Annotated in this window: 21 protein-coding genes and 1 tRNA gene; 12 read left to right on the top strand and 10 right to left on the bottom strand. The window is 54.5% G+C overall.

Annotated features, from left to right (window positions below; genetic code table 11):
- Positions 1–5: 5 nt before the first annotated feature.
- The 4 genes from ACFE33_RS04285 to phnG are packed head-to-tail and all read right to left on the bottom strand — an operon-like array spanning position 6 to position 2,966.
- Complete coding sequence (locus tag ACFE33_RS04285) at positions 6–872, bottom strand: alpha-D-ribose 1-methylphosphonate 5-phosphate C-P-lyase PhnJ (RefSeq protein WP_380057376.1); 867 nt, start codon at positions 870–872, stop codon at positions 6–8.
- Positions 869–1,963 (bottom strand): carbon-phosphorus lyase complex subunit PhnI, encoded by a 1,095-nt coding sequence (locus ACFE33_RS04280; RefSeq protein ID WP_380057374.1) that lies wholly within the window; start codon positions 1,961–1,963, stop codon positions 869–871. The genes ACFE33_RS04285 and ACFE33_RS04280 overlap by 4 nt, the downstream gene beginning before the upstream one ends.
- Positions 1,963–2,526, bottom strand: a complete 564-nt coding sequence (gene phnH, locus ACFE33_RS04275; protein ID WP_380057371.1) for a phosphonate C-P lyase system protein PhnH — start codon at positions 2,524–2,526, stop codon at positions 1,963–1,965. The genes ACFE33_RS04280 and phnH overlap by 1 nt, the downstream gene beginning before the upstream one ends.
- Complete coding sequence (gene phnG, locus ACFE33_RS04270; RefSeq protein ID WP_380057368.1) at positions 2,526–2,966, bottom strand: phosphonate C-P lyase system protein PhnG; 441 nt, start codon at positions 2,964–2,966, stop codon at positions 2,526–2,528. Before phnG ends, phnH begins: the two co-directional genes overlap by 1 nt.
- Positions 2,967–3,061: 95 nt before the next feature.
- On the opposite strand from phnG, the gene phnF reads away from it, so the two are divergent.
- Positions 3,062–3,781: a phosphonate metabolism transcriptional regulator PhnF gene (gene phnF, locus ACFE33_RS04265; RefSeq protein WP_380057366.1), complete on the top strand. Its 720-nt coding sequence runs from the start codon at positions 3,062–3,064 to the stop codon at positions 3,779–3,781.
- 70 nt (positions 3,782–3,851) lie between these two features.
- Entirely contained in the window at positions 3,852–5,030 is a 1,179-nt protein-coding gene (locus ACFE33_RS04260) for an alpha-D-ribose 1-methylphosphonate 5-triphosphate diphosphatase (protein WP_380057363.1), read from the top strand.
- Between the two features lie 18 nt (positions 5,031–5,048).
- Here the strand turns inward: ACFE33_RS04260 and phnE (ACFE33_RS04255) are convergent, their stop codons facing one another.
- The 4 genes from phnE (ACFE33_RS04255) to phnC all read right to left on the bottom strand — a co-directional run bounded on the left by phnE (ACFE33_RS04255) (position 5,049) and on the right by phnC (position 9,086).
- Positions 5,049–6,359 (bottom strand): phosphonate ABC transporter, permease protein PhnE, encoded by a 1,311-nt coding sequence (phnE, locus tag ACFE33_RS04255; protein ID WP_380057361.1) that lies wholly within the window; start codon positions 6,357–6,359, stop codon positions 5,049–5,051.
- Positions 6,356–7,228 carry a phosphonate ABC transporter, permease protein PhnE gene (phnE, locus tag ACFE33_RS04250; RefSeq protein ID WP_380057358.1) on the bottom strand — a complete coding sequence of 291 codons (873 nt, stop codon included), beginning with the start codon at positions 7,226–7,228 and terminating at the stop codon, positions 6,356–6,358. Before phnE (ACFE33_RS04250) ends, phnE (ACFE33_RS04255) begins: the two co-directional genes overlap by 4 nt.
- A gap of 68 nt (positions 7,229–7,296) precedes the next feature.
- Positions 7,297–8,202, bottom strand: a complete 906-nt coding sequence (gene phnD / locus ACFE33_RS04245; RefSeq protein ID WP_380057355.1) for a phosphonate ABC transporter substrate-binding protein — start codon at positions 8,200–8,202, stop codon at positions 7,297–7,299.
- Positions 8,203–8,249: 47 nt separating this feature from the next.
- Positions 8,250–9,086, bottom strand: coding sequence for a phosphonate ABC transporter ATP-binding protein (gene phnC / locus ACFE33_RS04240; protein WP_380057352.1), 837 nt, complete (start codon positions 9,084–9,086; stop codon positions 8,250–8,252).
- 158 nt (positions 9,087–9,244) lie between these two features.
- On the opposite strand from phnC, the gene ACFE33_RS04235 reads away from it, so the two are divergent.
- Both ACFE33_RS04235 and ACFE33_RS04230 read left to right on the top strand, forming a co-directional pair.
- Positions 9,245–10,177, top strand: coding sequence for a 2-hydroxyacid dehydrogenase (locus ACFE33_RS04235; protein WP_380057349.1), 933 nt, complete (start codon positions 9,245–9,247; stop codon positions 10,175–10,177).
- 7 nt (positions 10,178–10,184) lie between these two features.
- A complete protein-coding gene (locus ACFE33_RS04230) occupies positions 10,185–10,775 on the top strand; it encodes a LysE family translocator (RefSeq protein ID WP_380057346.1) in 591 nt (196 codons plus the stop codon).
- Positions 10,776–10,778: 3 nt separating this feature from the next.
- On the opposite strand, the gene ACFE33_RS04225 is transcribed toward ACFE33_RS04230, so the two are convergent.
- Positions 10,779–12,284 carry a UxaA family hydrolase gene (locus ACFE33_RS04225; protein WP_380057343.1) on the bottom strand — a complete coding sequence of 502 codons (1,506 nt, stop codon included), beginning with the start codon at positions 12,282–12,284 and terminating at the stop codon, positions 10,779–10,781.
- A gap of 168 nt (positions 12,285–12,452) precedes the next feature.
- Between ACFE33_RS04225 and ACFE33_RS04220 the strand changes: the two genes are divergently transcribed.
- From ACFE33_RS04220 to ACFE33_RS04185, 8 genes are all read left to right on the top strand, one after another.
- A complete protein-coding gene (locus ACFE33_RS04220; RefSeq protein ID WP_380057340.1) occupies positions 12,453–13,481 on the top strand; it encodes an NADP-dependent oxidoreductase in 1,029 nt (342 codons plus the stop codon).
- A gap of 97 nt (positions 13,482–13,578) precedes the next feature.
- Positions 13,579–14,343, top strand: a complete 765-nt coding sequence (locus ACFE33_RS04215) for a helix-turn-helix domain-containing protein (protein WP_380057338.1) — start codon at positions 13,579–13,581, stop codon at positions 14,341–14,343.
- An 11-nt stretch (positions 14,344–14,354) separates the two neighbouring features.
- Entirely contained in the window at positions 14,355–15,353 is a 999-nt protein-coding gene (locus tag ACFE33_RS04210; RefSeq protein WP_380057335.1) for an ArsJ-associated glyceraldehyde-3-phosphate dehydrogenase, read from the top strand.
- Positions 15,350–16,591, top strand: a complete 1,242-nt coding sequence (gene arsJ, locus ACFE33_RS04205; RefSeq protein WP_380057332.1) for an organoarsenical effux MFS transporter ArsJ — start codon at positions 15,350–15,352, stop codon at positions 16,589–16,591. Before ACFE33_RS04210 ends, arsJ begins: the two co-directional genes overlap by 4 nt.
- 186 nt (positions 16,592–16,777) lie before the next feature.
- Positions 16,778–18,202: a uracil-xanthine permease family protein gene (locus ACFE33_RS04200; RefSeq protein ID WP_380057329.1), complete on the top strand. Its 1,425-nt coding sequence runs from the start codon at positions 16,778–16,780 to the stop codon at positions 18,200–18,202.
- 123 nt (positions 18,203–18,325) lie between these two features.
- Positions 18,326–18,399: transfer RNA gene (locus ACFE33_RS04195), tRNA-Gly, on the top strand.
- 143 nt (positions 18,400–18,542) lie between these two features.
- Positions 18,543–20,285, top strand: coding sequence for an ABC transporter transmembrane domain-containing protein (locus ACFE33_RS04190; RefSeq protein WP_380058652.1), 1,743 nt, complete (start codon positions 18,543–18,545; stop codon positions 20,283–20,285).
- An 89-nt stretch (positions 20,286–20,374) separates the two neighbouring features.
- Positions 20,375–22,276 carry an acyl-CoA synthetase gene (locus ACFE33_RS04185; RefSeq protein ID WP_380057326.1) on the top strand — a complete coding sequence of 634 codons (1,902 nt, stop codon included), beginning with the start codon at positions 20,375–20,377 and terminating at the stop codon, positions 22,274–22,276.
- Positions 22,277–22,327: 51 nt separating this feature from the next.
- Here the strand turns inward: ACFE33_RS04185 and ACFE33_RS04180 are convergent, their stop codons facing one another.
- Complete coding sequence (locus ACFE33_RS04180; RefSeq protein ID WP_380057323.1) at positions 22,328–23,905, bottom strand: bifunctional metallophosphatase/5'-nucleotidase; 1,578 nt, start codon at positions 23,903–23,905, stop codon at positions 22,328–22,330.
- Positions 23,906–23,971 lie beyond the last annotated feature (66 nt).

The following is a 23,971-nucleotide window of genomic DNA, read 5'->3' as shown; positions in this document are numbered from 1 at the left end:
ACGGCTCATTCTGCGGCCTCCTTCGGGGTGCCATAACGGCCAATATGGCCATCCGCCTGGCGTGTGTTGCAAAAATCAGTGTCCGAACAAACGAACATACGTCCGCCCTGGTCATCCATTATGACTTCATCCAGATAACTTTCCTGCGCACCACATAGGTCACAGTTGGCGTCGGCCTTGGTTGGCTCAAATGGGTAATCCTCAAAGTCGAGGCTCACGACTTGGGTATAGGGCGGGAGCGCATAGATCCGCTGTTCTCGCCCCGCGCCAAAGAGCTGAATCGCGGCGCTTTCGAGCTTGGGATTATCGAATTTGGGAATAGGCGACGGGTCCATGACATACCGCCCCTCGACCTTGACCGGATAGGCGTATGACGTCGCTATTGCGCCATGTGTGCTGATATCTTCGTAGAGTTTAACATGCATCAAGCCGTATTCCTCAAGCGCATGCATCTTGCGTGTCTCGATCTCTGACGGTTCCAGAAACCGCAGGGGCTCTGGTATAGGAACTTGGTAAACGAGGATTTGATCTTTGGTTAATGTTTGCTCGGGAATGCGGTGACGGGTCTGGATCACACTCGCCGCGTCGGTATGCTCGGTGACGGAGACATCTGCCGTCTTTTCAAAGAAGCGCCGAATAGAGACAGCATTCGTCGTGTCGTCGGCCCCTTGGTCGATTACTTTGAGAGTGTCATCCTCAGTTAGGACCGCAGCAGACACCTGAACGCCGCCGGTGCCCCAACCATACGGCATTGGCATTTCGCGGCTTGCGAACGGCACCTGATAACCTGGGATAGCCAGCCCCTTAAGAATGGCGCGGCGGATCATCCGCTTGGTTTGCTCATCGAGATAGGCAAAGTTGTAGTTACTCATTCCGCGGCCTCCTGATGCGTTGACTGCGAGGCGTGAACCTCTGCACGTAGTTTGCGAACCAGTTCAAGTTCCGCTTGAAAATCAACATAATGCGGCAATTTGATATGCTCGAGAAATCCCGTCGCTTGGATGTTATCCGCATGGTAGAGGACGAACTCTTCGTCCTGCGCGGGCGCGCCGACGTTGTCTTCGCCCAGCTCTTCCCAACGTAGCGCCCGATCCACCAGCGCCATAGAAATAGCTTTGCGTTCGGTTTGGCCAAACACCACTCCATATCCACGCGTGAACTGGGGCGGCTGTTTTTTGGAGCCTGCAAATTGGTTCACCGTTTCGCACTCGGTCACTTCTATTTCACCGATTTCGATTGCAAACCCTAGCTCTGGAACGTCCATCTCAACCGCCACTGTCCCGATGCGCAACTCGCCAACAAATGCATGGCTGCGCGCATAGCCGCGCTGGGTTGAATAAGCCATTCCAAGCAAAAACCCCTCGTCGCCACGTGTTAACGATTGTAAACGTAATGGCCGTTTTACGGGCAACTCCAGCGGTGTCCGCGTCAGGTCGGGCGGTGTGTCCTCCGTTGCTTCCTCTTGCTGAATTAGACCCTCGGCGTTCAAGAATTCGGTTATATGCGGGACATCCCCAACAGCGGCTTCGGCACGTGGCGCTTCTGGTACTTCACCATCCGCCAAAAGTTGGAAATCAAGAAGTCGGTGCGTGTAATCAAATGTCGGCCCAAGAATCTGCCCTCCCGGAGCATCCTTAAACGTCGCCGAAATCCTGCGCACGCATTCCATCGCACCGGTATCAATCGGGCGGCTATCACCGAAACGGGGCAAGGTCGTGCGATAGGCACGTATTAAGAAAATCGCTTCGATCAGGTCACCTTGCGATTGCTTGATTGCGAGCGCCGCCAAATCGGGATCAAACAGTGACCCTTCGGACATAACCCGCGCGACGGCGAGGCTTTGCTGGGACTTGATCTGATCGACTGTTAACTCTGGCAACGCGGTATCACCACGCCGCTTTTCCGCGAGCAACGCATGTGCGTTATCAATCGCTCGTTCGCCGCCTTTTACTGCAACATACATCAGAGCACCTTTGTGGTTCTGGGGAGAGCCGCAACGCGATCCTCGCAAGTAAGAAAGAGATCAATTCCAAGCGGATACAGCAGTGCATTTTTCTGAGAAAACGCCAGATCTGGCACGGTTAGGCGCGCAGTTCCCTCAATTCCGGGACCGCTCAATGTGGCGCCCGTGTTGGTCAACTGATCCATCTCGACGATGAGCGTTGCGGATCGGTCGGGGTATTGATCGGTGCCGATTGCGTATTCGTCGGTTGACCCCAAATCGTTCCATGCACCAATGGCAAACATGGCCTCTGACCGCGAAGTGAACGGTGCGCTTGTGTGGAATGTAATCCAAGCACGCACGGCCTCCGTATCATGCGCTTCTCCGATGAAAACGGAGGTGTCCGCATCACAAAGCGTCAAAAGAAGAACCGACGCGGCAATGGAAAGGGGCGCTGGCCCGTTCGCTCCTGAAACGGTTTGTATTTCACCCGGTCGGGCCATTGCGGTCATCGCCGAGCGAAACCCAAGCGCTGATTGTTGTGGAATGCGAGTGAAACCGCCTCCGAGATCAACGACGCCCATCAATCCTCTCCTCTTGCCAGTGTGAAAAACGATACTTTGGTGGCTTCTGCTTTCTCGGCCTTAGTCTTCTTGGCCCTTGCAATGGAGTTGTGCAGAGGTGTCAGAATTTCTGCATCGATATCGGCCGCCTCGGCACCCTGCATCAGCGCATCAAGAAGCGCCGCGATCTCGACTTTGCGCTTATCGCGTCCTTGAACATAGCCATGCCCAACACGCCCATCCGCAAGCTTGAGCGCGCATCTGGTCACCGTCATTTCACCAAGATTAAATGCCGCGCCCGTTGCGCCCGTCCGCGCCTGTACCATAACCGCGCCCTGCTCTGGGGGACGTAGATATTCGAAAGTGGGGGCATAACCGCGCCGCTCCCATAGCGCGAAAAGCTCTTGCGCCGGCGCTTTGGCCAGCAGGCTCATCCATGATTGTCGAAGGGTATTATTCATTCCTAGACAACTTTCATTCAATGCTATACAACTAGACAAATATTACAGTCCCTCCCCCTCCCGACGCAATTAGAGATTTGCGAAACTTTCGTGACATGACCAAATCCAAAACGCCGATATGGCGCTCGATCCAATCCAGCCTGACCCGTGAAATCGCCGACGGCATCCTTGTTTCCGGAGACAAACTCCCGACCGAGGCCGAACTTGCTATCCGCTTTGGGGTTAACCGCCATACGGTTCGACACGCTCTTGGTGCGATGGCAGAAGACGGGCTTGTCCACGCGCGACGTGGCGCAGGCGTTTTCGTGACTGGTAAGCCCACGGACTATCCGATTGGCAAACGTGTCCGATTTCACCAGAACATCCGCGCTGCAGGCCAGATGCCCGCCAAGACGCGTCTTCAACTCGCCACAAGACGCCCAAGTCCACGCGAAGCCAAAGCACTTCAAATCGAACCAGACGACCAAGTGCATTGCTATGAGGGGCTCTCGCTCGCAGATGCCGTGCCAATCGCAATCTTCCGAAGCATTTTCCCCGCCGAGCGTTTCCCCGACCTGCTTGAAGCACTCGACGAACTGGATGCGGTAACAGCCGCGCTCAAGAAATGCGGTCTCGACGATTACACTCGCATATCGACGCGCCTCACCGCGCGCCTCGCCGATGCCACTCAAGCGGGGCATCTGCGAATTTCCCAAGGGGCACCAATCTTGCGCAGCGAAGGCGTCAATGCGGACTCAGACGGCGTCCCTGTAGAGTATGGAACCACTTGGTTTTCAGGCGATCGGGTCACGCTTACCCTCCGAGACGACGCATAAACTTAACCGAACCGTCACACAGATTTTGCAAATCACTGCTTTAAGATGAGAAAATTTCCACAGGTGAATTATGATCTCATTACCATCCCTTCGCCTCATCGGCGCAGATGTACTTGCCGACTCTAAGCTGCAATCTCGCTCGATCACGATCTCTGATGGTCGTATCGCAACGGGTCCTGCACATGCGATTGACCTGTCAGGCTGCTATATCCTGCCGGGGATTGTGGACCTTCACGGCGATGCGTTCGAACGCCAGATTGCGCCGCGTCCCTCTGCGATTTTCCCGCTTCAAGGGGCGATCCATGCCGTCGAGACCGAAGCCGCAGCGAATGGTATTACCACCGCATGGATGGCACAGAGTTGGTCATGGGAGGGGGGCCTGCGCGGTCCGAATTTCACGGAAGCTTTTCTTGCGGCACTTGCGGTGGCACAGCCTGCGTTACTCGTGGACCTGCGTGTACAGTTGCGGATTGAGACCCATACGGTCGACACCTTTGAGCGCCTGCGGGCAGTCATTCAGGCTTATGGGATTGACTATGCGATCTTTAACAACCACCTGCCAGAGGCGCGAGCAATGGCAAAAACCAACCCCGAAAAAATTCTTGCTTGGGCGGGCAAAGCCAACCGCACTCCAGAAGAGCACATGGCCATCGTAACAGGTGCAAGCGCCCAACAAGAGCGCGTTCCCCGATACCTTTGCCAGCTCGCAAATGATTTTGATCGTCTGGGCGTAACATACGGCTCGCATGATGATCCGGATGCCGCGACGCGCGACTATTACAACAGTATCGGCGCGAGAGTCTGTGAATTCCCAACCGGTACAAGCGCCGCGCACGTGGCCAAGGTGAACGGGAATCCTATTCTTATGGGGGCACCGAATGTTGTGCGCGGCGGCTCTCAATCTGGAAATATCGCGGCAACGCATCTGATTGAGGATGGGCTTTGCGATATTCTCGTATCCGACTATCACTACCCTTCTCTTGCGCAGGCGGCCTTCACACTTGCGGATGCAGGTCTGTGTGACCTTGCAACCGCTTGGGGTATGATTTCAACCGCCCCAGCCGCCGCCATGAACCTCGATGACCGCGGAACCATCGAGCAAGGGAAGCGCGCGGATTTGGTGATCATCGACAAGAAAACGCGCCGCATTGGCGCAACGCTCTGCAATGGACGTGTCGCCTATCTCAGCGGAGAAATCGGCACACGCTTTGTAACTGGAATGAATGCAATCCCCCTCGCCGCAGAATAACGGCGAGGGGCGCGCGCCTTAGTTCTCGGCGCTTCCCTTAATCAGTTTGCGGCGTAACCACCCAGAGAAACTATCCATAAACATCACCATCAGAACGATGAGCACGATGTAGTATGTGACCTCTTCCCAGTCTTTTTGCGTAATGATCGCTTGCGTGAGAAGCAGCCCAATGCCCCCGCCCGTAATCGCGCCGATGATGGTCGCAGAGCGCGTATTGCTTTCTAGGTAATACAAAACCTGACTGAGCAAGATCGGCACGATTTGCGGCAAAACTCCAAAGCGCACACGTTGCGGTGCGTTTGCTCCCGTGGAACGGATACCCTCGGTTTGGTTCTCATCGACGTTCTCAAGCGCCTCCGAGAACATCTTGCCGAATGTCCCCGTATCCGTCAGCAAAATCGCCAGTGATCCCGTGAGCGGACCAGGCCCAAATGCGCGCGAGAGCACCACAGTCCAGATAAGCCCGTCAACACCGCGCAGCAGGTCAAACAGGCGGCGCGCGGCAAAACGCATACTGCGCAGTGGTGTGAAATTTTTGGCGGCAAGGAACGCAATCGGAAGCGCCACGATTGCCGCGCCGAACGTTCCAAGGAACGCCATTAGCATCGTTTCAAACATCGCCCACGCAACATCCCCGTGACGCCACATCTTATTGTTCCAGAAATCGCTCCAAATCTGCGAGGCCTCGCCGCTCAAAGCTTTTTGCATGAGTGCTCCCGCGCCAAGCCCGTGATATGGGCTATCAAGCGTGAAGAAGAACAGCTCCCACCCGAGGAAATACCGAAATACTTCGGTGCGATTGCGTGTGACAGTCAGTCGTCCCGCAGGGGTTGTGACCGCCAGTCGGTTCTTTGACGAATTGATCCATTCGGGAAGCGGCCCTTCAGGTAGTACCGCGTTAACACCGTTACTTCCTGGCTCTGCGTAAATCTCGCCATAGTTCGGGACGTTGTAGGACACATAGTTTGGCCCAAATGTGATAATGTTATCTGGGTCCAACTCAATGACGGTTGTTTCGCCGAGGTTCACCCAATCAGGCGATACGCCTTGTTCGTAGCGGCCCTTACGTTCGCCCTCAATCGCAATTGAAATCTCGCCAGAACGATTGTCGCGTGTCACGTGCGTTTTGTAGCTATAACTGTCCGACACCAACGTGTTGGCGTTCTCAACACTGGCATTTCGCACAAGATCAACCACGTTGAACGAAATGAAAATATAAACGAGATACGCCAGTATTGCGGCAGGAATGCCAAATGCGATCAGACGTTTTCTATGAAAAAGACGCGCGATTTCTTGGTTCATATCGGGCGCGAGCGTGGCGGCATTCATGAGCTGACCTTTCCATGCGTCAGACGATTCCGCAGAACCGAGGAAAGCTGATCGACCAAAACGATGGTACAAAACAAAAGGATGAAAATGGCGGCAGCTTCGTCAAAGCGTCCCTGCCCCCAACTCATGGCATTCTTAAGATCATAGCCAATGCCACCGGCACCGACGAAACCCAAAATAGCGGAAGCGCGAATGTTCACCTCGAACCGAAGGAGCGCATAACTGAGGTAGTTTGGTGCCACTTGCGGGAATATGCCCAGCATCATTTTCTGAGACCAACTCGCCCCAACTGATGCCAGCCCCTCAACAGGTTTCAGTGAAGCGTTTTCGTTCACTTCGGAGAATAGTTTGCCGATTGCGCCCGTCGTATGCAGGGCAATTGCGATCATCGCGGCGACAGGACCACCGCCCAGAACATAGATCAAAACAAGCGCCACCACGATTTCCGGAAGCGCACGCAATATATCCATTAACCGACGGAAAAAGCTTACGAGGGCTGGCCACCGCGCAAGGCCCGGCGTCGACAGCAACGACAAGAGCGTTCCCGCAATCGCGCCAATGAGCGTCGCTGCGGCTGCTATATTAATGGTTTCGATAAGGGACGGAAAATAAGCGACGAGATGCTGAGGAAGCAGGTTCGCCTTCTCCCATGCTTCGCCGAGCACGTCAGAAGGAAAGTCGAATACATGCGCAAGACCGTCCCAGAAGCCCCCCGCATTTCGGGCATCCGCCGTGACGAAACCTGAAACCAAAAGCACGATAAACAGAGCAAGCATCACCCCGTTCCACATCCGTTTGCGCCGCACATGCGCGGCATACTCTCCATAGATTTCACGCGTTCGGTCAGCGTGCAGCGTGGCGTCAGTCATGTTTGATCCCCAAAAAATTACGCGGGCCCAAAATCGGGGCCCGCGCAGATGTCATGAAATAACTTTAATCAATTCGCTTTTGCCAAACGAGCAGCCACAATGCTCTCGTAGGCTTCGTGGCTAATCGGATCAAAGCCAAGGCTTTCACCAGCCGCCACGCCATAGGCGCACTCAGGGTCTGCTTCGTATAGGCCGTCAACCAATGTTGTCATCTTGGCCTTTACGTCTTCGGGAAGGGCTGTGCGCAATACCACTGGGCCTTCTGGGATAGGCTTGGAGCGCCAGATTTCAACGAGGTCGTTCATATCAACCAGACCCGCATCAACCGCCTTGCGCAGCGCGCCAGAATTGAAACCGTCCTCCCAGTTGCCTTGGCCGTCAGCCCATGTCACGCCGCCGTCAACGTCACCATTGCTGACCGCTACGATTGTTTGCTCGTGGCCACCGGTAAATTTCACTTCACCAAAGTAATCACCAGAATCCATGCTGGCGCCAGTAAGCGTTGGAATTTCGATGGACGGGATAAGGTAACCAGAAGTCGAGTTAGGATCGCCAAACCCAAATACTTTTTCCTTCATGTCGTCCAGCGATGCGATACCGCTATCCGCACGGGCAAAACCGATCGAATGGTAGCCATAAGAGCCGTCCAAGTTGATCTTTACCAAGACCGGTGTGACGGCGTTTTCATCCTGAATATGGACCGCCGCATAGGACGAAGCGCCAAGCCATGCCATATCAAGTGTTCCACCCAACAGACCTTGAATAACGCCATTATAATCCGCTGGCGCAAACAAGCGTGTTTCAACGCCCAGTTCGGCCTCGGTGTATTCGCGCAGACACTCGTAGGAGTTCATACGGTCTTGGGCATTTTCGCCACCAAGAATCCCGATGCGGAATTCCGAAATCGCTTCATCCGCGATAGCGCCGGACGTGAGTGCTGTTGTTGCCGCGAGGGCGCATAGCAGGTGTTTCATTACTTTTGCTCCAGTTGTTGCCCCGCCGTTTGGAAGGGCGCGTTGAATTAACGTGTTGCGAGGGCCGCAAGTCGTGCGGCTTCCTGCAAATCAAGGTCGGTCCGAGCGAGTTGCTCGATTTCGGTTGATGTCGCGCTCTCTGAGAAATCGGCGTCTGCGCCATAGATTTCGCGCGCGGCGGCTGTGCTGAGCTGTGAAGGAGAGCCATCAAACACAATGCGCCCGTCCCGCATTCCAATAACGCGATCGCAATAACGCCGCGCCGTATCCAGCGTGTGAAGATTGGCAATAACGGTGCGCCCGTCTTCTTCGTGGATATTGCGCAGAGTACGCATGACAACTTGCGCGTTCATTGGATCAAGCGACGCGATAGGCTCATCTGCCAGAATGATGCGCGGATCTTGCATAAGTGCACGGGCTATGGCGACGCGCTGCTGCTGTCCGCCTGACAAATCCTCGGCCCTTTTGGCGGCGTGGTCCGCAATGCCGAGGCGCTCAAGGATCGAAATTGCGTGTTCTATGTCTTCGGCAGAGAAAAGGTTGAACATGGTCGCAAGCGTCGAGCGGCGGTTCAGCGTGCCGTGCAAGACATTCGAAACAACATCCATCCGCAGAACCAAGTTGAACTGCTGAAAGATCATCGCGCATTTGGATTGCCATTCGCGCTTAGCACGCCCCGACAGATGCGATACTTCCTGTCCCTCGAAGGTAACTGTTCCCGCAGTTGGGTCCGCCAAACGATTGAGCATACGAAGCAGTGTGGACTTTCCCGCTCCCGAACGCCCGATGATTCCAACCATCGCGGGGCGCTCTAAATGAATAGTCGCGGAATCCACTGCGATGTTTGTGCCGTAGTTCTTTGTCAGGTTTTCGATACGAAGCATGTCTGTCCCCAATTCGTTGAGGGGAATGTGATGCAGGGATGTAATTGCTATGTGACGGTTGATTAAAATTTATATGACAGACTTGGGTTGTCCCCTTGGCCACATTCCAAAAACCGTTACAGTCCCCACAACCTATTTTAATCTAGGAGAATTTTGTCATGACCGACCTCATCATGACCGCCCCTATGCCCCCAAAGGTAATGGAGGATCTGGCGGAGCACTTCACCATTCACAAACTTTGGGAAGCAGAGGACAAAGCTGCATTTCTTGCTGAATGTTCTCAAGTCGAGTTCATGGCAACGGGCGGCCACAGTGGCTGTGACGCTGCATTGATGGACGCACTTCCGTCCCTAAGAACGATCTCGAGCTTTGGCGTGGGATATGACGGGATTGACGTAAAGGCCGCCCACGAGCGGGGGATTAACGTGACCAACACGCCCGACGTGCTCAATGATGCCGTCGCAGAGCTGGCGATGGGAATGATGCTCGCGCTGTGCCGCCGAATCGTGGACGCCGACAAGTTCGTTCGTGAGGGGAAATGGCCAGATGGGGGTTATGCTCTGACGGGTGAGCTTACGGGTGCGAAGGTCGGCATTCTTGGCCTTGGTCGCATTGGCAAAGAGATCGCGCGTCGCGCTCAAGTGTTCAAAATGCAGGTCGCATATCATGGGCGCAACAAGCAACCATATGAACCCTATGAATACTATTCCGACCTTACGGAAATGGCCAAGGATGTGGACTGGATCATCGCGGTTGTTCCTGACAACCCAGCCACCCGCAAGCTTGTGAACCGCGATGTCCTACATGCCCTCGGCCCGAATGGTGCAATCGTGAATTTGGGGCGCGGCACACTCATCGACGAAGAAGTGATGCTTGAGATGCTCAAGAGTGGCGAGCTTGGTGGAGCGGCCCTTGACGTGTTTGACCAAGAACCAAAAATGTCGCCCGAATTCTGGGAATTGCCCAATGTCGTCCTCTCTCCGCACCAAGGCAGCGCAACTGTGAAAACGCGGATCGCCATGGGTGATATGGTCGTGGAAAACCTGATCCGCGCCAAAGATAACCGCCCGCTGCTGTCGCCGATCGGATAGCCGCAAAGTGCTTGTTTTTACATCTGCTATCTTCTTGCTACTAATCACGCCCGGTCCCGGCGTTCTTTCGATCGCTGGCGTTGGGGCCGCATTTGGCCAGCGTGCGGGGATTCGATACTTCTTGGGTCTCCTTACGGGCACGAACCTTGTGGCGATTTCGGTTGTTACGGGGCTCTCTGGGGCGGTGCTCGCGTTTCCTTGGGTGTTCAATGCACTCTTTGCCGCGTCGATTTGCTACTTAACCTATCTCGCGTACCGCATCGCAACCGCCGGCAACAGGATCGCAGTCGTAGAGGCCAAGAGCCGCCCCGGTTATTGGTCGGGCATCCTCTTTCAGGCGCTCAACCCCAAGGCATATGTCGTAAACACGACGTTGTTCACTGGGTTTGCCTTTATGCCCGAAGCACGGGAGTGGGAAATATTGACCAAATTCGTGATTATCAACGCGATCTGGATACCCATTCATATTCTTTGGCTTTGGGCGGGTAGTTCCGTGAGGCGCCTCGACCTCTCGGAAAAGGCCCATCGGCGCATCAATTATCTAATGGCGGCGGCCATGCTCTCTGTCGTCGCGCTGGCCGCCAATTCTTTTCTCTAGGCGCTACATGACCGCGCCGATTTGCCAAGGCACGAACTCATAATCTCCGAGGCCCTGCGCCTCGGATTTGGACTGCATGCCAGAAGCGATGTCCAAGAACATCTGGTAGATCCGACGACCTGCTTCCTCGACGCTCTCACCATCGCTTAGGATTGTACCCGCGTTTAGGTCCATATCTTCCTCAAGACGGTTAAACATCTGGGTATTCGTGGCAATCTTCATCGAAGGCGTAGGCTTGGCGCCGAAGGCCGATCCGCGTCCTGTCGTAAAGGCAATCAGGTTACATCCGCTGGCAATCTGTCCCGTAACAGAGGCAGGGTCATATCCGGGGCTATCCATGAACGTGAACCCTTTGGCACGCACACGTTCGCCATACTTATAAACACCCATCAGCGGCGAAGTGCCGCCCTTGGCCGCCGCCCCGAGGGATTTCTCAAGGATTGTGGTCAGGCCACCTTTTTTGTTTCCGGGTGATGGATTGTTATCCATCGAACCTTTGTTGCGGGCGGTGTAATCCTCCCACCACTTGATCAGACCGATCAACTTCTCGCCGACTTCTGGTGTCGCGGCACGGCGCGTTAGTAGATGTTCAGCACCGTAAATTTCGGGGGTTTCAGCCAGAACGCCGGTGCCTCCCTGCGCGACTAACAGGTCACAAGCATAACCAAGAGCAGGGTTCGCCGTAACGCCAGACCACGCATCCGATCCACCACACTGAAGGCCGACCATCAACTCGGACGCGGGGCATTCCTCGCGCGTGTGCTTATTCGCAATCGGGAGCATGGCTTTGACCTTTTCAATGCCGACCTCAACCGTTTTGCGCGTCCCCGCCATGTCTTGGATGTTCATCGTTTGAAATGTCGGCCCGAGCTTGAGCCCCCAAGATTCAACCAGCCAGTCGATCTGATTGATCTCGCAGCCGAGCCCAACCATCAGAACCGCCGCAACGTTAGGATGTGCGGCGTACCCCCACATCACCCGCTGGAGCGCCTCAAATCCATCACCGTCGCCCGCCATACCACAGCCCGTGCCATGCACAAACGCGACAACGCCGTCGACGTTTTCATACTCCGCCATAACTTCAGGGGTGAAATGACTGGCAATCATTCTAGCTGCCGTTGCCGAACAATTCACAGAGGTCAGAACCGCGATATAGTTCCGCGTCCCGACCCTGCCGTTTTCGCGCTTATATCCCATAAATGTGTCTTGCGTCGGCGCTTTGGCCACGGGGCGCAAGTCAGTCGAGTACTCATAGGCTTGATCCACGGCGCGGAACTCAAGGTTATGCGTGTGCACATGGTCGCCCGCCGCAATGTCTTGATTTGCATAGCCGATAACCTGCGCATATTTGCGCACCGCTTCGCCCTTGGCGATTGACTGAATCGCCATCTTGTGACCGCGCGGGATTTGCTGATTTGGCGTCACGCCGTCAATAGCCTCACCAATTTGCAAGACATCGATGGCACTGACAACATTGTCTTCTTTGGCAAGACGAACAGTAGAGGACATAGTGAGATTCCGTCGTTTAAGGCTCTGCTTGGGTATAATTGTATTTCTTTGCATAACTAAACGAACAATGCAAAGCGGTTTCGATCTTACGCTAGGGAAATTAGAAAAAGCCACCTTAATCATTGAGAGATGGGGGAGAAGAATTATGTAGGTGCAAAGGAGATTAACATGACCCAATCCACCACAGAAAACCGCCGCCTAATCCTCAATGAACGCCCCAAGGGTTTTCCGAACGAGAACACGCTGCGCCTCGAAAATTCCGAAATTCCGACACCTGGCGAAAATGAGATGCTTCTTCGCACAGCTTTTCTCTCGCTCGATCCATATATGCGCGGACGTATGAGCGACGCACCATCCTATGCGCCTCCTGTCGAAGTTGGTGAGCACATGGTTGGCGGCACGGTGTCACAGGTCGTCACTTCCAACCTTGAAGGTTATAGCGAAGGTGATTGGGTGCTAAGCATGAACGGCTGGCAGGACTATGCGCTTTCGGATGGTACCGGTAATATCAACATGGGAAAATCCCCGCAGAACCCGTCTTGGGCACTAGGCGTTTTGGGAATGCCGGGCTTCACAGCATATGCAGGGCTTCTCAAGATTGGCACGCCAAAATCTGGTGAGACTCTGGTCGTGTCCTCGGCCGCTGGTGCGGTTGGCTCGATTGTCGGTCAGATCGGCAAGATTTTGGGGCTCCGTGTTGTCGGCATCGCTGGTGGTCCAGAGAAATGCAAGCACGTCCAAGAGGAATACGGCTTTGACCTTTGCATCGACTACAAGGCAGATGACTTCGCCGAAAGACTCGCCCATGCCGTTCCAAACGGTATCGATATCTACTACGAGAACGTCGGTGGCGCTGTGTTTGATGCGGTGCTCCCGCTTCTAAATCCTAACGCAAGAATCCCAGTTTGCGGATTGATCTCGATGTATAATGCTACGTCCCTCCCCGACGGCCCTGATCGTATGGGACTGTTGATGAGTAACATCCTGCGCAAAAAACTTAAGATGCAGGGGTTCATTATCTTTGACGATTTCCCTGACCTTTATCCAGAGTTCGCAGAGGCGATGATGGGTTGGCTCAGCGAGGGTAAAATCCAATACAAAGAAGACCTTATCGACGGCCTGGAAAACGCTCCAGAAGCATTCGTCGGCCTTCTCAAAGGTGAGAACAACGGCAAACGCGTCATTCGCGTAGGCTAAAAATCTTGGTGCGCGCGAGAGTTCGCGCGCACCTCCGCGCATGAATGACTTGCGCCCCGCATAATAATTCCATATTTCATGAATTATGGAATTATTATTGAATCGCCTCTCAATACTCAGCCATCCGCAGCGCATGGAGATTTTTCGTCTCTTGATGCGTCGCTACCCTGATGCGCTCCCTGTTAGCGAAATCCTGAGCGTTCTAACGATAAAGCCCAGCACCGCGTCGGTTTACCTCTCGGCGCTCAAGTCGGTCGGCCTTATCGAACAACAACGCGTTGGAACAAGCCTGCTCTATCGCGCGAACATCGAGGCACCGCAGGATATCATCTCCGAGCTTTTCAGCGACTGCTGTGGCAATAGAGCCGACATTTGTTTGCCCACAATTCACAACCGCCCCAAGAAGGTGCTCTTTCTATGCACGGGCAACTCGGCGCGTTCGATTATGGCCGAGGCAATCTTGAATGATCTCGGCAGGAACTTTGAGGTCAGCTCGGCAGGAACCGCTCCACGTGGCGCTGTCCACCCCGCTGCGCTAGAGGTGCTGCAACAACATGGGCACCAGACCGAAGGCCTCGCTTCCAAAAGCCTCGCAACACTTGCCCCTTCTGACTTGGACTTTGCTTTTACGGTCTGCGACAGCGCCGCAAACCATGACTATGGTTCCCTTTCTGGCGCACCAATCACAAGCCATTGGAGTACCGAAGATCCCGTTGCTCCGACAAGCAGCACAGACGATTTTCAGCACGCCTACGAAATTCTGCGTTCGCGTATTCACGAATTCGCGGCTCTGCCATTTGAAACCGCGAGCCGCACAAATCTGCAACAATTGGTCGATAATATCGCTCTCAAAATAGCTTAGGAAATTCTTAGATGACGACATTTGCTCTCAATGGTCTTGGACGCATGGGAAAGCTTGCCCTGCGCCCCTTGCTCGAACGTGGCGCAGAGATTGCGTTTATTAATGATGCCGTGGGCGATCCTGCCATGCACGCGCATCTACTTGAGTTTGACTCGGTTCATGGCCGCTGGCCCGCAAAGTTTGAGTCGGACGCTAACTCGATAACAATCGACGGCAAACGCATCCCCGTGACCTCCTCTCGCAATCTCGCAAACCTGCCGCTCGAAGGCGTTGACGTCATGATTGATTGCACCGGCGCATTTAAGACAGAGGCAAAACTGGCGCCGTATTTCGAGGCAGGCATCAAAAAGGTGGTTGTCTCTGCCCCAGTCAAGGATGGCCCGACGGCCAATATTGTTTATGGCGTCAACAATGACGTTTATGATCCCAACGCCCACCGCATCATCACCGCCGCGAGTTGCACAACCAATTGCCTCGCTCCTGTCGTGAAGGTCTTGCAAGAATCCATCGGGATTAAGCACGGCTCCATCACTACCGTTCATGATGTAACCAACACTCAGACAATTATTGACCGCCCCGCCTCGGACATGCGGCGCGCGCGCTCTGCTTTGACGAATTTGATCCCGACGACGACGGGCTCTGCAACGGCGATCACGCTCATCTACCCTGAGCTTAAGGGCAAATTGAACGGCCACGCTGTACGTGTACCATTACTGAACGCCTCGTTGACCGATTGCGTGTTTGAAATGGAGCGCGAGACCACCGTTCAAGAAGTGAACGAACTCTTCCGTGCAGCATCCGAAGGTCCGCTCAAAGGTATCCTCGGTTATGAAACACGCCCGCTGGTATCTTCGGATTATACCAACGATCCGCGCAGCAGCATAATTGATGCGCTTTCAACGATGGTTGTGAACGGCACTCAACTCAAGGTTTACGCGTGGTACGACAATGAATGGGGTTACGCGAACCGTCTCGTTGATGTTTCCCTTATGGTGGGCGCAAGCCTGTGACACAGACCAAAGGTTTCTCGGCATACATTGCCGTTACGGCTGCGTATTGGGCGTTTATGCTCTCAGATGGCGCTTTGCGGATGCTTGTGCTGCTGCATTTTCACACGCTGGGGTTCTCGCCCATTCAGCTTGCGTATCTGTTCGTTCTGTACGAAATCGCGGGGATTGTGACCAACCTATCTGCTGGCTGGATCGCGGCGCGCTTCGGACTCGCCAGCACACTATACGCGGGCCTCGGGCTTCAGATTGTTGCGCTCCTTGCGCTGTCGCAGCTTGATCCAAACTGGGCGGTTGGGGCCTCCGTCGTATTTGTTATGCTGGTTCAGGGCGCGTCCGGAGTGGCCAAGGACCTTGCCAAGATGAGCTCCAAGAGCGCCGTCAAGATACTTGCCCCAACCGAAAACGGTGGCCTCTTTAGGTGGGTCGCAATCCTCACCGGTTCAAAGAATGCCGTTAAGGGGTTTGGCTTTCTACTTGGGGCAGCGCTACTGGGAACAATAGGTTTCGTTCCCTCGGTTCTCTCGATGGCGGCGGTCCTTGCTGTGATCCTTGTAGCGGTTCTGCTCGGTATGCCGTCTGGCCTCCCTATTGGGCACAAAGATGCCAAATTCCGCGAAGTGTTTTCAAAGAATCGCAATGTTAACTGGCTAAGTGCTGCGCGCGTTTTCTTATTCGGGGCGCGCGACGTTTGGTTCGTGGTCGGCATCCCGATTTACTTCTACGCGGTCCTCTCGGACGGCTCTGAGGAAGGGAACCGAGCCGCATTCTTTTTGATCGGAACGTTCATGGCCGTTTGGACCATCCTCTATGGGATCGTCCAAGCAAACGCGCCCAAAATTCTGCGCGCCAAAGACAAGAGCCAGACCGAGATCATAGCTCTGGCACAAAAATGGGTGTTCAGCCTTCTGTTCGTGCCAGCACTCTTGAGCGTTGTCGTCGCACTTGGCCCAACTAACTCAACGCCCCTCACGATCGTGGTCGTTGTCGCGCTGTTGGCATTTGGTGCGATCTTTGCAGTCAATTCTTCGCTGCATTCATACCTAATTCTAGCATTCACTGACGCCAAGCGCGTGACGATGGATGTAGGTTTTTACTATATGGCCAATGCAGCAGGGCGCCTGATCGGAACTGTGCTTTCCGGCGCCACCTATCAGATCGGAGGGCTTGCAATGTGCCTTGGCACGGCGGCGGTTATGATCTTCCTGAGCTGGATCTGCACCCGCAAACTTGAGGGTTAAGCGCACAATAATTAGTCACAACTCACAGACGCCTCTGCATAAACTACCGAATTTGCAGTAAATTCTGGCGTCGATGAAATTTCTTCGGGAATATTGTAGAGCTAATCGGAGCGGCGCATGAACGCTCCAATGCAAGCCCGCCAAAAGAAGCAGGGCAACTGCAATAGTCCAACGGAAGGAAAACACATGGCTAATCAATCATTAGGGACGCCCGAACAGCTGCGCGACCCGAACTATACACCGGCCCTACATCAGGCCATTCCACTCGGGATTCAACACGTCTTGGCGATGTTTGTCTCCAACGTCACACCTGCGATTATCGTTGCGGGTGCGGCAGGGTTCGGATTTGGTTCGAACTCTCCTGATTTCCCTGAACTGCTTTACCTCATTCAAATGTCGATGCTGTTTGCAGGTGTCGCGACACTACTTCAGACATTAACGCTCGGTCCCGTCGGCGCAGCGCTGCCAATTGTTCAGGGCACGTCATTCGCGTTTCTGCCGATCATGATTCCACTTGTTGCTGGCAAGGGTGTCGATGCCCTCGCCGCACTTTTCACGGGGGTGATCATTGGCGGCATTTTCCATGCGATATTGGGCACGTTCATCGGCAAGATCCGCTTTGCGCTTCCGCCGCTGGTGACGGGGCTTGTGGTGACGATGATCGGGCTCGCACTGGTAAAAGTCGGCATCCAATATGCCGCTGGCGGGGTTCCCGCGATTGGCACCGAAGAATACGGAAGCCTACTCAACTGGTCCGCGGCGCTCATCGTAATTGTTGTGACGCTCGGTTTGAAATTTTTCACCAAGGGGATGCTTTCAATCTCTGCGGTCCTGATCGGTCTTATTGTCGGTTATATCTACTCGCTTATGGTCGGCATCTTGACGTTTGACGCTATTGCTGGATCATGGTCAAACGCCAAGGCCTTTGCCCTCCCGTCACCGTTCAAATACGGCTTTGAGCTTTCCGCAGCGGCGATCATTGGCTTCTGCCTTATGGCGTTCATTTCCGCGATTGAAACTGTGGGCGATGTATCGGGCATTACCAAAGGCGGCGCAGGACGCGAGGCCACCGACAAGGAAATCCAAGGCGCGACTTATGCCGATGGCCTAGGCACCGCAATTGCGGGTTGCTTTGGCGGTTTTCCCAACACTTCCTTCAGCCAGAACGTCGGCCTCATCGCAATGACGGGCGTCATGAGCCGCCATGTTGTAACCTGTGGCGCGATATTCCTCATCATCTGTGGTCTTATCCCGAAAGTCGGCGGTGTTATCCGTACCGTCCCGATCGAAGTTCTCGGCGGCGGTGTAATAGTGATGTTCGGCATGGTCGTTGCCGCTGGTATCTCGATGCTCTCGGATGTGGACTGGAACCGCCGAAACATGGTGATTTTCGCAATTGCGCTCTCTGTCGGGCTTGGCCTGCAACTTGAGCCAGGCGCGCTTCAACATATGCCGGATACGGCGCGGATCCTGCTTACCTCTGGGCTGCTACCCGCGGCGCTGATCGCGATTGTCTTGAACCTGATCCTGCCACAAGAACTGGCCAGCGAATCCACCGAAGAAGTATCGGGTGGACTTGCGGGACATGGCAAAGGTTCACTTTCGTCATAAACAAAATCAATCGGCGGCGCGTTCTCTACGCGCCGCCACGCCCAAAAACGTCAATCGAGTGTTATGATTTCGTCGGGCAGTATTGACGTTCAAAATGGAATGGATTAGGTGAAGCCTAGTTACGCGGGCATTGTGTAATGGTAAGACCTCAGCCTTCCAAGCTGATGATGCGGGTTCGATTCCCGCTGCCCGCTCCACTCCCCAACCACACGCCAATTATTTCGCAAACCTTTGGTTTGAAAGCTTGTTGCGCTGCGCGCAGCACACTATGTCCTTAGGAATTAAAAATACGGGGGACGCAGTGGCTCAAAGCGAACAAGAACGCGAAAAATCAAAACATATGGGTGCGCTACGCGGGTTGCTTCCTTTCGTGCGACCATATCGTGGACTTGTGATTCTCGCGGGCCTTGCGCTTGTCCTCACGGCTGCGACCTCGTTGATCTTACCCATGGCGGTGCGGCGCGTCGTCGATGGATTCACCGAAACAAACGGCACGCTCATTGATAGCTATTTCGGCGCTGCGCTCGCGATTGCTGCGATCCTCGCCCTCGGGACTGGCTTAAGATACTACCTAGTAACGCGACTGGGCGAGCGGATCGTGACTGACATCCGCAAGGAAGTCTTTGATCGCGTAGTCCGAATGAGCCCCGCGTTCTACGAGAAAATCATGACGGGCGAAGTTCTGAGCCGCATCACGACGGACACGACGCTCATTCTCTCGGTGATTGGTTCGTCCGTTTCCGTTGCCCTTCGCAACTTCCTGATCTTCATTGGCGGCATGGCGCTCATGCTACTCACGAGTGCCAAGCTGGCGGGGATGGTTCTATTGATCGTACCTGCGGTCATCGTCCCAATTATCGTTCTGGGGCGCCGTTTGCGCGTTCTAAGCCGCGAGAACCAAGATTGGATCGCCAACTCGTCAGGGAATGCGAGCGAGGCGCTTTCATCGGTTCAAACGGTTCAGGCATTCACCCACGAATCAATCTCGTCTGGAAACTTCGCCGAGGTATCCGAGAAATCATACCAAGTCGCGCTGCGCCGAATTTCTACACGCGCGGTCATGACTGTGCTTGTGATCTTCCTTATCTTCTCTGGCGTTGTTGGCGTGCTCTGGATGGGTGCGCATGATGTGAACCAAGGAGAGCTAAGCATCGGTGCGCTGGTGCAATTTGTCATCTATGCGATCATGGTCGCTGGGTCTGTCGCTGCGCTTTCAGAAATCTGGGGCGAACTCCAACGTGCGGCGGGCGCAACGGAACGTTTGGTTGAACTGCTCAATGCCGATGATGCGATCAAAGACCCTACCGCGCCGCAGCAACTTGCGCGCCCCGTTCGCGGAGAGATCAAATTTGATAACGTTACTTTCCACTACCCTGCCCGTCCTGAAATCGCAGCACTCGATGGCGCGAATCTTTCTGTCAAGGCAGGCGAAACAGTGGCGCTCGTCGGCCCTTCGGGCGCGGGGAAATCAACAGTTATTCAGTTGCTGCAACGGTTCTACGATCCCTCTTCGGGCACAGTATCGATTGATGGCCAGAACCTGCGTGATTTGAACCGCGCCGACTTTCGCCAAGAAATCGCGCTCGTTCCACAGGACCCGATTATCTTTGCGACATCTGCGCTTGAAAATATCCGCTTTGGCCGCCCCACAGCGACAGACGAAGAAGTGCACGCCGCCGCCAAGGCCGCAGCTGCGCATGATTTCCTGATGGCGCTTCCGGATCAATACGATAGCCAAGTAGGCGAGCGCGGCGTGATGCTCTCTGGCGGTCAGAAGCAGCGCATTGCCATTGCGCGCGCCATTCTACGTGATGCTCCGATCCTTTTGCTCGACGAAGCCACAAGCGCGCTTGATGCGGAAAGCGAGCGTGCGGTTCAAACTGCGGTTGATGAAATGTCACAGGGGCGCACCACACTGATCGTTGCCCACCGCTTGGCAACCGTCAAAAAGGCCGACCGAATCCTCGTGTTTGAAGGAGGCAAAATCGTCGCTGATGGCACGCATGACACCCTCGTGGCAGAAGGCGGTCTGTATGCTCGGCTGGCACGTCTGCAATTTACTGATGGAAATGGCGCGACGTAACAAAAGCGCCACTCTTGCGAAATCTCAAAATTCCTTCCATCTTTAGGCGGGAATTTGCGCGCGTTGCGTGCACAGAGGGAGAGTAAAAGATGTCAAAGTTTGCAAACCACGCGGATCGTGACGCAATAGAAGCAGAAGCGCGTTGGGAAGATCGTGAACTTGCGACAACAATGTATGATTTCGTTTCGCGTACAGCACAAAAGCACGGCGACCGCGCAGCGATCTCGTTTCAGCTCACGTCTGGCCCCAAGGATCCGTCAGAAACGCTAACTTGGCGTGAACTTCTGGCGAAAACGACGCAGACCGCCAACTTTTTCCGCGAGATCGGAATCGGCGAAAATGACGTCGTCGCTTGTATGCTTCCGAATGCCAATGAAACAGTGTTTACGATACTTGGCGGTTCGGTTGCGGGGATAATCAGCCCGATCAACCCCCTCTTGGAAGCCAAACAGATCGCCGCGATTCTGCGCGAGACAGGCGCCAAGGCGCTCGTAACGCTCCGCGCCTTCCCCAAGACCGATGTGGCGCAAAAAGCTGCGGCGGCCGTCGCCCTTGCGCCGAACGTCAAGACGGTCATCGAAGTGGACCTGCTGCACTATCTTTCGCCGCCCAAGAGTTGGATCGTCCCACTTATCCGCCCCAAGAATCCTGTCGAGCACAACGCGCGCGTCGTGAACTTTACGACCGAGATCGCTAAACAGCCGTCCGATGCGCTAACGTTTGAGGATGCAAAAACTGATCGCGTAGCCGCATATTTCCATACTGGCGGCACGACCGGTATGCCCAAGGTGGCACAGCACAAATATTCCGGCATGATTTATAACGGCTGGCTTGGGCATCGTCTCTTGTTTGAGCACGAGGATGTTGTCCTCTGCCCGCTGCCGCTGTTCCACGTATTCGCGGTCTACCCGATTTTGATGTCCATGATCGCTTCGGGCGCGCACGTCGTTTTCCCAACGCCCGCTGGATATCGCGGAGACGGCGTGATGGACAACTTCTGGAAGCTTGTTGAGCGCTGGCAGGCCACATTCATGGTTACCGTACCCACGGCGATCTCTGCACTTATGCAGCGCCCCGTTGATGCGGATATCTCATCGCTTCGTACGGCCTTTTCGGGCTCTGCGCCGTTGCCGCTAGAGCTTTTCCGCCGCTTTGAAGAATCTTGTGGCGTTGCAATCGTAGAGGGTTATGGCCTTACGGAAGCGACCTGCCTTGTGTCATGCAATCCCCCAGCGGGTGAAAAGAAGGTCGGCTCTGTCGGCATCCCGTTCCCGCATACCGATGTCAAGATCTTGCGGCAAACGCCTGATGGTCCGGTTGAGGTTCCTACGGATGAAGTAGGTGAGATTTGCATCGACAACCCTGGGGTATTTGCAGGTTCCACCTACACCGAGCTCGACAAGAACCACGATCTGTTCCACCACGATGTGTACCTTCGGACGGGTGACCTCGGCCGCATCGACGAAGACGGCTACCTCTGGATCACGGGCCGTGCGAAAGACCTGATTATTCGCGGCGGGCACAACATTGACCCCGCAGTGATCGAAGAGGCACTGGCCGGCCATCCTGCGGTTGGTTTCGCAGGCGCCATCGGTCAGCCCGACGCGCACTCTGGCGAAATTCCTTGCGCATATGTTGAACTTGTTCAGGGCGCGAATGTTACGGTTGAGGAACTCATCCAGCACTGTAAGAAAAACGTACAAGAGCGTGCCGCGCACCCCAAGCATATCGAAATTCTTGATGAACTGCCAAAAACAGCAGTGGGCAAAGTCTTTAAGCCTGATCTACGCAAGCTTGCGATCACCCGCGTTTATAACGAAGCCCTCAAGAAGAGCGGCGTAAATGCCAACGTTGTGAAAGTGCTCGAGAGTAAAAAACGCGGCCTCGTGGCGCAGATATCCAAGGCTGATGGTGTAAGTGATACGGATGTTACGAATGTCCTTGGGGCATTTACCTGCCCGTGGGAATGGCACCAAGAAGAAGCCAAATAAAAATAGGGCGCGCCAGATACGGCGCGCCCTTTTTGTTTCACGAGGTGTAAGTTATTTCACCGTAATGCGGCCATCGAGATAGGGCTTATACTCTCCTGATGCCGCCAGATACTCAGCAACCACATCCGCAAGGTCCGGACCAAAATCATACGGGTTCATCGCATCGCGGAACATGGCGTAGCCATCGCCGCCACCGCGCACATAGTTGTTCGACACAATTCCGTATACCATTTCAGGATCGAGCGGCTCATACCCGTCACCCGTATCGATCATCACGTCAGAGATACGGTTTCCGAACGCCTCGGATCCGGTGATGGTGTATTTCATCCCGGCAACTTGCGCAAAACGACCCGTTTTTGAATCATCGTCATATTGCAGAACCGCATTCTCTAGCGCGTCTTTCAGCGTTGCGCCTGTGACTTGGAACGTTGCGAGCGTATTTTGGAACGGCAGAACCGTGTACACTTCGCCCATGGTCACCTCACCCGCGTCGATGCTGGCGCGAAGTCCGCCACCGTTGGCCAATGCAACCTGAATACCCTGATCCTTGACGCGATCGAGCATCGCATCGGCAACAAGGTTTCCCATTTCACACTCTTGGCTACGGCAAGTATCTCGCGAACCGTCAATCGCCGCACCAGTAGCAGCCACTACTTTATTGCGGATTTCATCGAGTGGAACTGCGGCCTCGGCGATCCGCGCTACAGTTTCTTCGTCCTCGGCTACGGCGCCGTCATTGATAATAGGCTCGCCGACAGCTTCGATGATTTCACCATCGTCGTTGAAGGTCACGTTCAATTCCCCAAGGAATTTACCGTACGCGTAGGCAGAAACGATCGCGGTTGAACCAACCATCGTCGGGTAAGGTCCCTCGGCATCGTCACTTTGGTTGGACAGGTATGTGTTCGAGTGACCACCAACGATGATGTCCACACCTGTTGTTTCGCTCGCGACACGCTGATCTACACCGTAACCGGAGTGAGAGAGAACGATAATTTTATTCACGCCTTCTTCGGTCAGCTTATCAACTTCGCCCTGCACTGCGTCGACAGGATCAGTGAAGACAATGTTGTCTCCGGGGCTGGCCAATTCGCGGGTGTCATGTGGCGTAAGACCGATCATCCCAATCTTCTCGCCACCTTTCTCGATAACGGTCGACTTCGCGATTTTACCCGCAAGGCTAGGCTCTTGGGAAACATCCGCATTTGACATGAGGACCGGAAAGTTCACAGCGTCCATAAATCCTGCAAGGACCTCAGGGCCATCATCAAACTCGTGGTTACCGACAGTCATACCGTCATAACCAAGCTTGTTCATCATTTCGGCGGTGAGCTTACCCTTGTAATAGGTGTAGAAAAGCGTTCCTTGGAACTGGTCCCCGCCATCAACGAGGATCGAATTCTCGGCGCGAGCACGTGCGTCGGCAATCGAAGTGACCAAACGCGCGGTACCGCCAAAGCATTTACCCTCAGCATTGTCCTCGGCGCTACACCCCGAGTCGTATTTGCTAATTGGCTCAAAACGAGCGTGGAAATCGTTGGTATGCAAAACCGTCAATGAATAATCTGCGGCAGCGGCGCCTGCACTAATCGCCAACACAGCGGCCGACGTGGATAAACGGGCAAACATGAACTATTACTCCCTATTTTTTTGTTCTAGAGCGTCAGATTGGCCAAATGTAGCTCAAGAGTCAAA

Origin of the sequence: Falsihalocynthiibacter sp. SS001, from assembly GCF_042445055.1 — a bacterium.
Taxonomy (GTDB): domain Bacteria; phylum Pseudomonadota; class Alphaproteobacteria; order Rhodobacterales; family Rhodobacteraceae; genus Falsihalocynthiibacter.
The sequence above is the reverse complement of the archived record's forward strand: the minus strand, read 5'-3'. Positions and strand labels throughout refer to the sequence as shown.